Origin of the sequence: Bacillus sp. SN32 (genome assembly GCF_002837495.1) — a bacterium.
Classification (GTDB): domain Bacteria; phylum Bacillota; class Bacilli; order Bacillales; family Bacillaceae; genus Bacillus; species Bacillus subtilis.
In genome coordinates this window covers 13,273-27,662 of the sequence record NZ_PJCT01000002.1, presented here as the reverse complement: position 1 = coordinate 27,662, position 14,390 = coordinate 13,273, and the positions used below count along the sequence as shown (strand labels likewise).

The window sequence follows — 14,390 nt, the reverse complement described above, 5'->3', positions numbered from 1 at the left end:
CACCCAAGCTTGTTGCGCTTGGGTGTTTTTTTTAGTTTTTTTATTAAACCTTTTATCCTAGTTTGACGATATTAGATTTATCTTAAAGGAGGAGTCAACAAGAATGGGAAAATTCATACATTGGATCAAACAGCCATCGATCAGCAAACCGCTAATCGCTGCGTTTCTGGCAGTGCTTATTTTGCCGGTTGGGGTTTTAGCATATTTCAGTTATCAATCAGCTTGGAACGCGTTAGACAGAGAGCTCATAAACAGTGCGAAGGGAAATGTTGAAGAACTAAACAGTACGCTGCAAAATAAATTAGAAGATAAAGTAAAAGCAATAGATTATTATAGTGAGACAGTCGATAAAGACATATTGCTAGGCAAAAACAAAACATTACTGAAAGAGAAATTTAAGCAGTACACGACACTTAACGACGATGTAGGCGCAATCTATGCTGCTTCAGAAGATAAGAAGCTTTATAAATATCCGGATAGCGGTGTTCCGAAAGGTTTCGATCCGACAGGACGTGACTGGTACAAACAGGCGGTTGCGGAAAAAGGACAAGCTGTTTTCTCAGAACCGTATACTGATGAAGCAACAGGAGATATCGTTGTCACAATTTCAAAACAATTAAAAGACGGTTCAGGGGTTATAGCGCTTGATTTAAACTTGGATGAAGTGCTTACTGCATCACAGAGAATCAAAATCGGTAAAGAAGGCTTTGCATTTATTACGACAGGCAACAAAAAATATATCGCCCATCCGACAATTAAGCCGGGGACAACCGGATCCGGCGATTGGACAAACCAAGTATATTCCAAAAAAGAAGGCTCATTTGAATATACATTCGAAGGCAAAGAAAAGAAAATGGCCTTTACGACAAATAAACTGACTGGCTGGAAAATCGCGGGCACATATTTTGTCAGTGAATTGCAAGATGCTTCAAGTCCGGTGCTGAACACTGCGGTTATCATTCTAAGCGTGTCAATTGTAATCGGCGGCATACTCATACTCTATATTATTCGTGCCATCACCAAGCCGTTAAGAAAACTTGTCTCAACGTCTGCAAAAATCAGCAGCGGAGATCTCACAGAAGTCATTGACATTCACTCGAAAAACGAGTTTGGCCAGCTTGGCGAAAGCTTTAATGAAATGTCTGCATCATTGCGTTCTGTAATCGGCGTTATTCAAACGTCTGTAGAAAACGTTGCTTCATCTTCTGAGGAGCTGACGGCAAGCGCAGCCCAAACGAGCAAGGCAACTGAGCATATTACACTTGCCATCGAACAGTTCTCAGATGGCAACGAGGCGCAAAGCGAGAAACTGGAAACAAGCTCAAATCATCTTTCTCAAATGAACGAGGGGATTTCAAAAGTGGCTCAGGCCTCTTCAACCATTACGAAATCATCGATTCAGTCCTCTGAGGCAGCGGGCAGCGGAGAAAAGCTGGTGGAGCATACAGTCGGCCAGATGAAAACAATTGACCAATCCGTTCAAAAAGCGGAAGCGGTTGTGAAGGGTCTTGAAACAAAATCGCAAGACATCACAAGCATCTTGAATGTGATTAATGGCATTGCTGATCAAACCAACCTGCTTGCATTAAATGCTGCGATTGAGGCGGCAAGAGCGGGAGAATACGGAAGAGGTTTCTCAGTAGTTGCGGAAGAGGTTAGAAAACTTGCTGTACAATCAGCAGACTCCGCCAAGGAAATTGAAGGATTAATTCAAGAGATTGTCAGGGAAATCAGCACCTCACTTTCGATGTTCCAATCCGTGAATCATGAAGTGAAAGAAGGCTTGCAGATTACGGATCAAACAGCGGAAAGCTTTAAACAAATCTATGAGATGACAACCCAAATTTCCGGCGAATTGCAAAACTTGAACGCGACGGTTGAACAACTGTCAGCCGGATCACAGGAAGTGTCAAGTGCTGTTGAAGATATTTCTGCAGTGGCGAAAGAAAGCTCAGCAGGCATTCAGGATATCGCAGCTTCGGCGGAAGAACAGCTTGCGTCTATGGAAGAAATCAGCTCTTCAGCGGAAACGTTGGCAAACATGGCGGAAGAACTTCAGGACATTACGAAAAAATTTAAAATTGAATCTTAATAAAAAAAGAAAGCGGCATATCTGCTGCTTTCTTTTTTGTCGAAAACAAAAATAAACAAAAACAATTCAAAAACAAACAGAAATCATATATAATGAAAACGGATACAAATAAAAGGGGATGGAGGAATATCAAATATGGTGAAGCATATATGGGATTCAGACCGAGCTGCAAAGCTGCCTAAAGGTGTAGAGGAATTGGTGTACAGGTCCAATCTGATCGGGTCAGACCGCACTGTCTGCAACTGGGGCGGGGGGAATACATCTATGAAAACAACGGAAAAGGATTTTAGAGGCCGTGAAATAGAAGTCATGTGGGTAAAAGGAAGCGGTTCGGATTTGGCAACAATGAAAACGCATAACTTTACCGGTTTGAAATTAGATGATATCCGCCCGCTGATTAAAAGGGACCAAATGCCAGATGAAGAAATGGTAGACTACCTGTCTCATTGTATGATAGACAGTAAACATCCCCGCCCTTCAATTGAAACGCTATTACACGCTTTTCTGCCATACAAACATGTTGACCATACCCATCCAGATGCGATTATCAGCATATGCTGTGCAGATAATGGAAAACAAATCGCTGAAGACATTTACGGAAACCGGTTTGTATGGGTGCCATACGTCCGTCCTGGATTTACTTTGTCTAAAATGATCGCTGAAGGCGTAGCAAACAATCCCCACGCCGAGCTTGTATTAATGGAGAAACACGGCTTAGTCACTTGGGGAGAGACGTCTGAAACATGTTATCAAAAAACGATATCCATCATTCAAGAAGCCGAGCAGTATGTTAACGATCGTATCAATCAGCATGAGGTATTCGGAGGCAAAAGGTATCAGCCGCTGCCGGAGGATAAAAGAAAACAAATCTTGGCAGGCATCATGCCTGTGATCAGAGGAGCAGTAAGTGAAGAAAAGAAAATGATCCTTTCCTATGATGATCATGACGATGTCTTGGAATTTGTAAACAGTGTCCAAGCGCCAGCACTTTCGCAAATCGGTGCGGCATGCCCGGATCACCTTGTTCACACAAAACGGGTTCCGCTGTACATTGATTGGAATCCGGAAACTCAAGATGTGCACAAGCTTGCAGATCTGATCAAGTCAGGAGTCGAGACCTTTACATCAGAGTATCAGGCTTACTTTACACGCAATCAGCAGGATGGGGATCAAATCTTTGAATCCGCCCCGCGGGTGATATTGATTCCTGGAATCGGAATGGTGAATACAGGAAAAAGTTATGCCATGTCTAAAGTAAGCGGGGCTTTATATCGGAGGGCCATCGCCGTGATGAAAGGAGCAACCGCTCTGGGGCAATTTGTTTCTTTACATGAAAATGAATCCTACCATGTCGAATATTGGCCGCTCGAACTATATAAACTCACGCTGGCCCCGCCGGAAGCAGAATTTTCCCGAAAAGTAGCGTTGATAACTGGAGGAGCCGGCGGAATCGGCAGTGCAGCTTGCCGCCGATTTGCAGCTGAGGGAGGGCACGTGATCGTAGCTGATCTGAATATAGAAGGCGCACAGAAAATTGCCGGGGAAATAAACGATGCATACGGAGAAGGACGGGCAATGGCTGTCAAAATGGATGTGACAAAGGAGGAAGACGTACAATCAGCTTTTGAACGAGCGGCGCTTGCTTACGGCGGCATTGATATCGTCGTCAATAATGCCGGGCTGGCCACATCAAGCCCATTTGACGAAACAAGTCTAAAAGAATGGAATCTTAATATGAATGTTTTAGGAACAGGCTATTTCCTTGTAGCCCGTGAAGCGTTTAAACAGATGAAACACCAAAATAGAGGCGGAAGCATGGTATTTGTCGGATCGAAAAATTCGGTTTATGCGGGCAAAAACGCCTCTGCCTACAGCTCTGTTAAGGCGCTTGAAACCCATTTAGCAAGATGCATCGCAGCAGAAGGTGGAGAATTCGGCATTAGGGTCAACTCCGTTTTGCCTGATGCAGTTCTTCAAGGATCGGCAATCTGGGGTTCAAGCTGGCGGGAGGAACGAGCCGCGGCGTACGGGATTGAACCAGATCAGCTGGAGGAACATTACCGGAAACGGACAGCATTGCTCGTCAATATTTATCCGGAGGATATTGCCGAAGCCATTGCATTCTTAACTTCTTCCAAAGCCGAAAAAACAACGGGCTGCATGATCACGGTAGACGGCGGCGTCCCTGCTGCTTTTACGCGTTAGAAATATGCTATGATAAAAAATATAAGACGAACTACGATATGAGGAAGGGCGTTACCGATGCTAGTAGCAGAACGGCAGCAAAAAATAGTGGAAATAGTAAATATGCGTTCAAGCATCCGCGTTTCCGAATTAAGTGACATATTTTCAGTCACAGAGGAAACCATTCGGCGTGATCTTGAAAAGCTTGAAAAAGAACATAAACTGAGCCGGAGCCACGGAGGAGCGGTCAGTATTCAGCAGAAGGAATCAGAAATTCATTTTTCTGAACGGGAAATCACGAATGTCATCGAAAAAAAAGCCATCGCTCACGAAGCGGCCAAATATGTAAAAAGCGGAGACCGAATTATTCTCGATGCAAGCACAACTGCCTGGTACATGGCGAAAATACTCCCTGACATTGAGCTCACCGTGATTACAAACTCAATGAAAGCAGCTATTGAACTCAGCAATAAAGAAAACATATCAGTCATTTCAACAGGCGGCATTTTGCTGGAAAAATCATTATCGTTTGCCGGCCCGTTAGCAGAGCGTTCACTTGAGACCTATCATGTCAATAAAACCTTTCTGTCATGTAAGGGATTTGACGTACACAACGGGATGAGTGATTCAAATGAGTGGCAGGCGCTGCTCAAAAAACGGATGATCGAAAGGTCGGACCAGACCATTTTGATGGCCGATTCAAGCAAATGGGGGAACCGCGAGTTTTCACATATTGCCTCGCTGCAAGATGTCAGCCGCCTTATTACGGATTCTGGACTTGATCCGGCATCGGTAAAAGCTCTTGAGGACAAAAAGGTGAAGGTGACAGCTGTTCCTCTTTCGAAGAGAGGGTGAAAGGATGATTTATACTGCCATTGATATAGGCGCATCAAGCGGGAGAATCATGGTAGGTGAACTGAATGAAGGGAAGCTTGACATACAAGAGATTCACAGGTTCGCTAACGGTTTCAGTCAAAGAGACGGGCATTGCTTTTGGGATATTGATCATTTGCTAAAACAAATCCTGCAAGGACTGCAAAAAGTAAAGACGCTTGGGTATGAACACTGCACCGTAGGCATTGATACATGGGCAGTTGATTATGTCTTACTGGACGAAAAAGGCGATCGGTTGCGGGAAGCAATCTCCTACCGTGATAGAAGAACAGATCACACAATAGACAAACTGGAACATACCCTCTCAAAAGCCGCAATTTATCAAAAAACAGGAATACAATTTCAGCCTTTCAACACGATCTATCAATTGTATGAGGAAGACCGTGAGCTGCTGATAAAGACAGACAAAATTATGATGATTCCTGATTATTTAGGCTATTGTTTAACCGGAAAAGCTGTAACGGAAATCACAAATGCGTCCACAACACAGCTTTTAAACGCCTCAACGGGAAATCTTGATCCTGAATTGCTTGAAGCCGTGTCCGTTCAGGAACAGCAATTTGCCCCGCTGACTGAACCGGGGTGTGAACTCGGGAAGCTAAGAAATGAGTGGTTCCCGGATTATGATCTCCCGGCGTGCAAGGTGATGACAGTCGCAACACATGATACGGCCTCGGCCGTCATTGCAGCGCCAGGAGTAAATGATGGCTGGGCGTATATCAGCAGCGGAACATGGTCGTTAATCGGGGTTGAAAACAAAACACCGATAATAACTGATCTTGCTTTAGAAAACAACTATACAAATGAACGCGGCGCAAACAACACCATTCGCTTTCTCAAAAACATTACCGGCATGTGGGTGATACAAGAAGTCAGACAACAGTTACAAGCAGATTACTCTTTCCAGCAGCTTGCAGAAGAAGCCGAAAAAACAGAACCATTCCAGCAATTTATAAACTTAAATGATAAACGATTCCTGAATCCAGAAAACATGATAAAGGAAATACAACATTATTGCAGACAAACCCGCCAAAAGATTCCCCGTACTGCAGGCGAACTTGCCTGCTGCATCTACAGCAATTTAGCCATCATCTATGCGATAGCCATCAAAGAGCTCGAAACAATCACAGAAAAACCGATCGAGCAATTTCATATCATCGGCGGCGGAGCCCGGAATGATTTCTTAAATCAATTAACGGCAGACATGAGTGGAAAAGCGGTATATGCAGGGCCGATAGAGGCAACTGCCACCGGAAATCTTTTGATGCAAATGATTGCTGCCAAAGAAGTCAAAGACATAAAAGAAGCCCGGCAAGTCGTCAGAAATTCCTTTTCGATCAAAGTGTTTACACCTAAAGACATTGACAGAAGCACGATCATTCAGTCATTTCAGCAAACTGTTTTGAAAGCGCTATCTAAATGATGAAGAGGTGAAAAGGTTTGAAAAGAAAAGCCAGTATCATGTTTGTCCATCAAGACAAGTACGAAGAATACAAACAGCGGCATGATGACATTTGGCCTGAGATGGCAGAAGCACTCAAAGCTCATGGAGCACACCATTATTCCATTTTTCTAGACGAGGAAACAGGCAGGCTTTTTGCATATTTAGAAATAGAGGATGAAGAGAAATGGAGAAAGATGGCGGACACGGAAGTTTGCCGAAGATGGTGGAAATCGATGGCGCCATTAATGAAAACAAATTCGGATTTCAGTCCTGTTTCGATAGATCTAAAGGAAGTTTTTTATTTGGATTAAAAAACTGATAAAGGGAGAGAGCCGTATGACCATAAAAGCCAATTATGACAGTGCAAAACAGGCATATGAAAAATGGGGAATTGATGTTGAAGAGGCGCTTCGGCAATTAGAGCAAGTGCCCATTTCGATCCACTGCTGGCAGGGTGACGACATTGGAGGCTTTGAAGTAAATCAGGGCGAGCTTTCAGGCGGAATTGACGTGACCGGCAATTATCCCGGAAAAGCGCAAACTCCTGAAGAATTAAGAAAAGATTTGGAGAAGGCTCTTTCTCTCATTCCTGGAAAGCACCGCGTAAACCTGCATGCGATATACGCAGAAACAAACAAGGAAGCGGTAGAACGTGACGAATTGAAGCCGCAGCATTTTGAAAACTGGGTGAAATGGGCAAAAAACCTTGGTCTCGGTTTAGACTTTAATCCAACCTTGTTTTCGCATGAGAAAGCGGCTGACGGACTCACCCTTTCACACCCTGATCCGGACATCAGAGAATTTTGGATCAGGCATTGCATCGCTTGCCGCCGTATCGGGGAATACTTCGGGAAAGAATTAGGAACACCTTGCTTGACGAATATTTGGATTCCCGACGGCTATAAGGATATCCCGAGTGATAGGCTGACACCGCGTAAAAGACTAAAAGAATCACTGGATCGGATCTTCGCAGAGGAGATCAGTGAACAACACAATCTTGATTCAATCGAGAGCAAGCTGTTCGGGCTTGGCTCCGAATCATATGTTGTCGGATCTCATGAATTTTATTTAGCTTATGCTTTGACGAATCATAAGCTTTGTTTACTTGATACAGGCCATTTCCATCCGACTGAGACGGTATCAAACAAGATCTCGTCCATGCTGCTGTACACAGACAAGCTTGCCTTGCACGTATCTCGGCCTGTTCGTTGGGATAGCGACCATGTAGTGGTTTTGGATGATGAATTGAGAGAAATCGCTCTTGAAATTGTACGAAATCAGGCTCTTGAGAAGGTCGCCATCGGTCTAGATTTTTTCGATGCCAGCATTAACCGTGTAGCCGCCTGGACCATTGGAACGAGAAATATGATCAAAGCTTTATTGTATGCCTTGCTTCTCCCGAACGGATATTTAAAACAATTGCAGGAAGAGGGCCGCTATACAGAAAGGCTGGCCCTGATGGAGGAATTCAAAACATATCCTTTCGGAGCCATCTGGGATTCCTACTGTGAGCAAATGGGCGTTCCGGTAAAAGAGGCATGGCTTCATGACATCAAAGAATATGAACAACAGGTGCTTTTAAAAAGGAGGGCATCTTCTCCGATTGCCTAATAAAAAATCCGCCGCGGCATTTGCACGCGGGCGGATTTTTTTAAGCTTGATCAGCAGGGTATATAATTCCCATTTGCTTTCTTGCTTCTTCCATAATTTTTGCGGTGGTCAAAGACCGTTCAAATGTATTTTCTTCAGATTCCAGCTTATTCTCTTTTATGAGCGTGACAAATTCTTCTGCTTCATAGAACATCGCCGGTTTAGGATCAGGAATCGCAATGTTTTCAAGGCGGCCGTCCCGGTAGCGGATTTCAACACGTTCAGGCCGATGAATCGTATCGATTACAATCGTCCCGTCTTCACCCTGGATTTCCGCCGGGGCATAGGAAGTAGAGATTTTGGAATGCATCAGAACAGCTTCGAACCCGTCGTAAGACAGAATGACAGTTCCTTCTCCATCCACTCCGGAGGATAAAGCATATCCGTTTGCTTTTACATCCTTCGGCGCGCCAAACAACACAACAGCCGGATAAATACAATAGACGCCAATATCCATTAATGACCCATTGGAAAGCTCAGGCTGAAACGCATTCAAAACAGTTCCGCTTCTGAACGCGTCATACCGTGAGGAATACTGGCAGTAGCTTGCGGTAAATCTGCGGACAGTGCCGATTTTATGCAGGTGTTTTTTCAGCTCTTTGAAATTCGGCAGGAAAGTGGTCTTCATTGCTTCCATGAGAACAACGCCGTTTGCCTTAGCCGCTGAGATCATCTCTTCTGTTTCTTTTGTATTCGAAGCAAACGGCTTCTCACAAAGCACATGCTTGCCATGGTTCATAAAGAGAACGGCTTGTTCCTTGTGAAGAGCGTTCGGGCTCGCTATGTATACGGCATCAAAGCAATCGCTCGCCGCCATTTCCTGAAGGTCTGAGAAGGCATGCGCAGCGTTGTGTTTAGCAGCAAACTCGCCAGCGCGTTCAGCCGATCTTGAATAAACAGCAGTCAGCTGAAAATCTTCGATATCCGCTGCTGACTCAAGAAAGCGGTCTGTAATCCAGTTGGTTCCTATTATTGCAAAACGTATCACTCGTATCGCTCCTTTTGTATGATATAGCTAAATTATAGCTTAAAAAGAACAAAATCACATGATAGATATAAATAGAATGTTAAAACCGTGAAAGCTTTTCCAGCAATTAACGGTTTTTATTTTTCATTATAGGGACGATAGTGTACAATTTAATTAAACTATGTATGACGGAGGAACGATAGTGGAGACGTTGCAAACATGGAGCGGCAGATTCAAGCGATTCTTCTTGGACAATAAGTTTGTTTTATTTTTGCTTGTGCTGCTGCTGATTGGTTTAAATATTCTAGTATTTACAAAAACATCATTTATTTTCACCCCGATTATTGTTTTGCTCAAAACGATATCACTTCCGATTATTTTGACAGGCATTGTTTTTTATCTGTTAAACCCGGTCGTCGATTTCCTTGAGAGAAGAAGAATAAGAAGAATCTATTCTATTTTACTGTTGTATCTATTGATTATCGGGCTGATCACGATCACAATCGTGTCGATCATTCCCTTCTTAAAAGAACAAATTATGAGTTTAATCGACAACATCCCAAGATATGTGGATATCGTTGAAAATCAGACGAAACAGCTGATCGGCAGCAACTTCGTCAATCAGGCCCAGCAAACGACGAACATCAATATATCTGATCTCGCAACAAAGGTTTCAGATCAGGCAGCGACAATTGTGAACAGTACCTTTACCGGCGTTGGGAATTTTATCGGCGCCCTGACTGAGATTATCATTTCAATCGTTACGGTTCCGTTTATCCTTTTCTATTTGTTAAAGGACGGAAAAAAATTGCCGGTCTACATACTGAAGTTTGTTCCGACGCAATTGAAAGAACAGACATACACAGTCTTAAGCGAAATGAATCATCGGTTAAGCTCTTATATCAGAGGCCAGATCATTGTCAGCTTCTGTATCGGGTTTTTGCTGTTTATCGGTTATTTGATTATCGGGCTGGATTATGCTTCATTGCTAGCCGTCATTGCGGCTTGTACTAGCATCGTTCCATATTTAGGGCCAACGATTGCCATTACGCCTGCGATTATCATTGCCATAGTGACATCGCCGCTTATGCTGCTTAAATTGGTGATCGTTTGGACCATTGTTCAGCTGATTGAAGGGAAGCTGATCTCTCCGCAAATTATGGGAAAAAACCTTCACATCCACCCGATCACGATTATTTTTCTGCTATTAACAGCTGGCAAGCTGTTTGGCGTTGTTGGAATCATTCTTGCCATTCCGGGCTATGCTGTTGCCAAAGTCATTACGACACATTTATTTGACTGGTTTAAAATGCGGTCACATTTATACGATGAAGAAAAAAATGAAAATACGCCGGGGCATAAAGTGTGATTTTCGTTTATAGTTATATAAGACGGGCTTTCCATTTATGGAAAGCTCCCGTTATGTAAAAAAATAAATGTCTAATGGGGAGAATCAAAATCATGACTCTATGGGAATTGTTTGTAGCCGCCATTTTAGGAATCGTAGAAGGATTAACAGAGTACGCGCCGGTTTCTTCGACAGGACATATGATCATAGTAGACGACATCTGGCTTAAATCAAGTAATCTGATGTCAGAAGAAGCTGCTAACTCATTCAAGGTGGTTATTCAGCTAGGCTCCATTTTAGCAGTAGCTATCGTGTTTAAAGACCGAATTTTAAATTTACTCGGCTTGAAAAAAAATATTACAAGCGACCAGGAGCAGGGACATAAATTAAGCATTGCCCAAATCGCCGTCGGACTCGTGCCTGCAGCTGTTCTCGGCTTTTTGTTTGAAGATTACATTGATGAATATTTATTTTCCGTCAAAACTGTGGCCATCGGTTTAATTGCCGGGGCAATCCTGATGCTTTTTGCTGACTGGGTCAATAAGCGGAAAACAGCGACAGACACACTCGACCGCATTTCCTATAAACAGGCGATAGCAGTCGGCTTATTCCAATGTCTTGCCCTTTGGCCGGGTTTCTCACGTTCTGGTTCAACCATTTCCGGCGGTGTTATTCTCGGATTAAACCACCGAGCTGCAGCCGACTTTACGTTTATTATGGCGATGCCGATCATGATGGGAGCCAGCTTTCTAAGCCTCGTGAAGCATTGGGACAGCTTAAGCTCGGATCTGATGCCATTTTTCATCGTCGGCTTTATCTGTGCCTTTATGGTCGCACTGTTTGTCGTCCGTTTCTTCTTAAGGCTGATTAACAAAATCAAACTTGTCCCATTTGCAATCTATCGAATTATTCTCGGTGTGATTTTACTTTTGATCATGATGTAAGTCGAAAAATAAGGCTCTTTTACGAGCCTTATTTTTTCTGTCAATTCAAGAGGAAACAGCTTGTTTTTCAAAATAAAATCATCTATAATAAACATGACGTTACATACGGGGCCATAGCTCAGCTGGGAGAGCGCTACGCTGGCAGCGTAGAGGTCAGGGGTTCGAGCCCCCTTGGCTCCATACCTTTAAACCCTTATTCTATAAGGGTTTTTTTGTTTTGAGGAAAAGGTTCATTCTCTGAATCCTCCAGTTGAGCGAAGTCAATGTGAGCAGTTTATCTGTCAATCATGAATTTTCCAATACCTCCTTTTGTTCCTCAAAGACCGTCATGTCTTCCAAAGGAGGGGAGTAGACATGAAGAGACACCATTCGTTCGGATGTTGGATTGGACATTTTGTGAATTAAACCTTTGGTTGAAATAAGGCATTCTCCTTCGTGGACAAAGTATGAATTGGAGAGTTCTGCGTGTTCGCCGGTTGAACGATAAATAGAATTAAGAAGCTTTCCTTCTAACACCATTGCACAACCAATGGATTGACCATGATCGTGTACTGTTGTCTCCTTGTTTGGCGGAATGTTAATCACGATAATTTCTAATTCATTATTTCGATAGATGGCATTTCGGCCGTAAGCGTACTGGTCTGGTTCCTTAATATACGGTTGACTCAATTTTGCTGCGTTTGGAATTTGTTTTAAAGACGTTGCTAAATCTTTAACCGATGGATTTTTCAAGCCGCTAAAAATGTCTTGGATACACTCATACAGTTCCATTCGTTTTTGCCTCCCGGAATATTTAGAATTTCCTTACATTGGTATTTCATAGGTTAATTCATGGTATTTACCCATATACAATTTAGAGGCGGCAAACGCCCAGTGAACACAAAAAAATGTGCGGCCAAAATGTTGTCTTATCACCAACTTATTCGAGTTTATTAGTTGGAATAGTGGATTGAAAGGATTAAAACGGCCTGATTTAATTCGCTTGAGGGAACGAGCAGGGATTCATAAGTGCAGTTCTAGACACAATATCGGGGAAAAGCTTTCAGACTTTTTATGTTGTGCTTGAAATTTACTCCATTGACAAAACACAATCGATTTGAAATAATATTTGATTATATGCTCATTCATTCACATAATTATAATAAAATAATATCATTTCCCCTGAAAGGGAGAATATTAGACTGAAAGCTAATGGTATGCAAAATCTATTAGCTTCTTTTGTTTTCAAAAAATGATGTGTTTCGCATGTATTCATATAGGAAGGAATGACAACATGAAGACAAAACACTATTGGGTGATTTCTTTGCTCGCCGTCTTAGCGGTCGGGCCGGGATTGATGTCTAACACGGCATTGTCGTCAGTTCAAGGCCTTGTTCAGAAAGCGGTTGGAACAAGTGGCTTCACATCAGTAAATCCAATATTGATCGGCAATATGGCCTTTGCCTTATTAGTTCCGGCAGGACCGCTGCTGAGGAAAAAATTCGGTGCTCGTCCCGTCTATCTGGCTTCATTACCTGTCTTTATACTAGGTTCACTGCTCATCGCATGTTCAAGCGATGTTGCATGGATGGCGGCAGGACGCTTTTTACAGGGAGCGGCAACAGGTGTCATGCTGATGATTATGATTCCAATGCTTGTACTGTCATTCCCGATTGAACGTAGGAATTATGCACTGCTTGTGCTGATCGGGGGATTCTATGGTTCTGTTATCATCGGCACAATCCTGGGAACCATTGCAACAAGCTGCGGGCATTGGAGATGGCTGTTTTTCATCTTTGGCACCTTGTCCCTGATCGGTGTCGCGGTGAGCTATTTCTTTCTCCATGACGAACATCACGGAGCGGCAGATCAAGAACAGCCGCTTGATCGTGCGGGAATTCTTTTATCTGTTTTCCTTGCCGCAGCCTCAGCGGTTTCATTCATTTTTCTGCAAAAATGGGGGCTGTCATCGGGTTATGTATGGATTGGTTTCGGGGTGACGTTATGTTTGCTCATTGGTCTATTGATTGTGGAATATAAAGTGAAAAACCCATTCATATCTATTAAACTGATGCTGCTGCCAAAACCGGTGCTTGGCTTATTGATCATAGCTGCAGGGACGATAACGGTAGCTGTCAGCCTGTCTGCTTTTCAAGGCTTGCTCCGTCAAATGTATGATATTTCTCAGGAGCATCTCATTCTTTTAAACTTGACTCTTTTAATCGGAGTGGCGATCGCGGCCATTTTGAGCGCTCTGTTTTATGATAAAGTCGGACCAGGGATGCTCGGTATTATCGGCGGACTCATTCTCGTCTTTGTGAATTTTCAATGGCTGCATATGCAGGATCGATCATCTCTTTATATGTTCGCGGCACTGTTTATCATGCTTGCAGCGGGAACAGGCCTGACAGTCGCCGCAGGGCTGATGGGAGCTGCCATGGGAGGCCCGCTGCCTGATTTGGTCAAGAGAATGACAGCTGTTCAGTTTTTAAGATTGTTTGTCTATATGGGAGTTCCTATTCTCATCGGCTTTTTCACGAAAAAAGATGCTGCCAGACAAAGCGGTTCGGTACAGGCTTCTATGATGACTGCTTATCATGATCTCTTCTTCATTTCTTTTATCCTTAGCGTGCTGCTCGTCTGCCTGTCATTTTGTATGAATGCCACTGGAATGGGGCACAAGCTGGCACATAAACCACATGATAAAGCGAAAACAGCTCCGGAAAAACCGGCCGTTTCAGCAGAAGGTTTGTCGAAGGCAACTGTCAAATCATATAAAGTAATAAATGATACGGAATATCGGAATGCACTCAGAAATTTACAAAAATAGAAACATGGTAAAAACCTTTTCATTGAGCGAAAAGGTTTTTATTTTGCAATCTTTTCCC

General features: G+C 43.2%; 11 protein-coding genes and 1 tRNA gene. 10 read left to right on the top strand and 2 right to left on the bottom strand.

What is annotated here, in order from left to right:
• The first annotated feature begins 103 nt into the window (after positions 1 to 103).
• The 6 genes from tlpB (at position 104) to rhaA (ending at position 8,225) form a co-directional block, all read left to right on the top strand.
• On the top strand, positions 104 to 2,092 hold the full coding sequence (gene tlpB / locus CW370_RS08555; RefSeq protein WP_024573472.1) for a methyl-accepting chemotaxis protein TlpB: 1,989 nt from the start codon (positions 104 to 106) through the stop codon (positions 2,090 to 2,092).
• Between the two features lie 135 nt (positions 2,093 to 2,227).
• Positions 2,228 to 4,297 carry a bifunctional rhamnulose-1-phosphate aldolase/short-chain dehydrogenase gene (locus tag CW370_RS08545; RefSeq protein ID WP_029946188.1) on the top strand — a complete coding sequence of 690 codons (2,070 nt, stop codon included), beginning with the start codon at positions 2,228 to 2,230 and terminating at the stop codon, positions 4,295 to 4,297.
• A 57-nt stretch (positions 4,298 to 4,354) separates the two neighbouring features.
• Positions 4,355 to 5,131 (top strand): rhamnose catabolism operon transcriptional regulator RhaR, encoded by a 777-nt coding sequence (gene rhaR, locus CW370_RS08540; RefSeq protein ID WP_009968057.1) that lies wholly within the window; start codon positions 4,355 to 4,357, stop codon positions 5,129 to 5,131.
• A gap of 4 nt (positions 5,132 to 5,135) precedes the next feature.
• The gene (gene rhaB, locus CW370_RS08535) at positions 5,136 to 6,593 is read left to right on the top strand and encodes a rhamnulokinase (RefSeq protein WP_024571884.1); all 1,458 of its coding nucleotides are present in this window, start codon (positions 5,136 to 5,138) and stop codon (positions 6,591 to 6,593) included.
• Between the two features lie 17 nt (positions 6,594 to 6,610).
• Positions 6,611 to 6,925 (top strand): L-rhamnose mutarotase, encoded by a 315-nt coding sequence (gene rhaM, locus CW370_RS08530; RefSeq protein ID WP_014480666.1) that lies wholly within the window; start codon positions 6,611 to 6,613, stop codon positions 6,923 to 6,925.
• A 25-nt stretch (positions 6,926 to 6,950) separates the two neighbouring features.
• Positions 6,951 to 8,225, top strand: a complete 1,275-nt coding sequence (gene rhaA / locus CW370_RS08525) for an L-rhamnose isomerase (RefSeq protein ID WP_024571883.1) — start codon at positions 6,951 to 6,953, stop codon at positions 8,223 to 8,225.
• A 40-nt stretch (positions 8,226 to 8,265) separates the two neighbouring features.
• On the opposite strand, the gene iolU is transcribed toward rhaA, so the two are convergent.
• Entirely contained in the window at positions 8,266 to 9,252 is a 987-nt protein-coding gene (iolU, locus tag CW370_RS08520; protein WP_029946187.1) for a scyllo-inositol 2-dehydrogenase, read from the bottom strand.
• A gap of 181 nt (positions 9,253 to 9,433) precedes the next feature.
• On the opposite strand from iolU, the gene CW370_RS08515 reads away from it, so the two are divergent.
• The 3 genes from CW370_RS08515 to CW370_RS08505 all read left to right on the top strand — a co-directional run bounded on the left by CW370_RS08515 (position 9,434) and on the right by CW370_RS08505 (position 11,703).
• Complete coding sequence (locus CW370_RS08515) at positions 9,434 to 10,600, top strand: AI-2E family transporter (RefSeq protein ID WP_024571881.1); 1,167 nt, start codon at positions 9,434 to 9,436, stop codon at positions 10,598 to 10,600.
• A 92-nt stretch (positions 10,601 to 10,692) separates the two neighbouring features.
• The gene (locus tag CW370_RS08510; protein ID WP_029946186.1) at positions 10,693 to 11,523 is read left to right on the top strand and encodes an undecaprenyl-diphosphate phosphatase; all 831 of its coding nucleotides are present in this window, start codon (positions 10,693 to 10,695) and stop codon (positions 11,521 to 11,523) included.
• Between the two features lie 107 nt (positions 11,524 to 11,630).
• Positions 11,631 to 11,703, top strand: a tRNA-Ala gene (locus tag CW370_RS08505).
• 105 nt (positions 11,704 to 11,808) lie between these two features.
• Here CW370_RS08505 and cdoA read toward each other — a convergent pair.
• The gene (gene cdoA, locus CW370_RS08500; RefSeq protein ID WP_024571879.1) at positions 11,809 to 12,294 is read right to left on the bottom strand and encodes a cysteine dioxygenase; all 486 of its coding nucleotides are present in this window, start codon (positions 12,292 to 12,294) and stop codon (positions 11,809 to 11,811) included.
• Positions 12,295 to 12,796: 502 nt separating this feature from the next.
• On the opposite strand from cdoA, the gene CW370_RS08495 reads away from it, so the two are divergent.
• On the top strand, positions 12,797 to 14,332 hold the full coding sequence (locus CW370_RS08495; RefSeq protein WP_024571878.1) for an MFS transporter: 1,536 nt from the start codon (positions 12,797 to 12,799) through the stop codon (positions 14,330 to 14,332).
• Positions 14,333 to 14,390 lie beyond the last annotated feature (58 nt).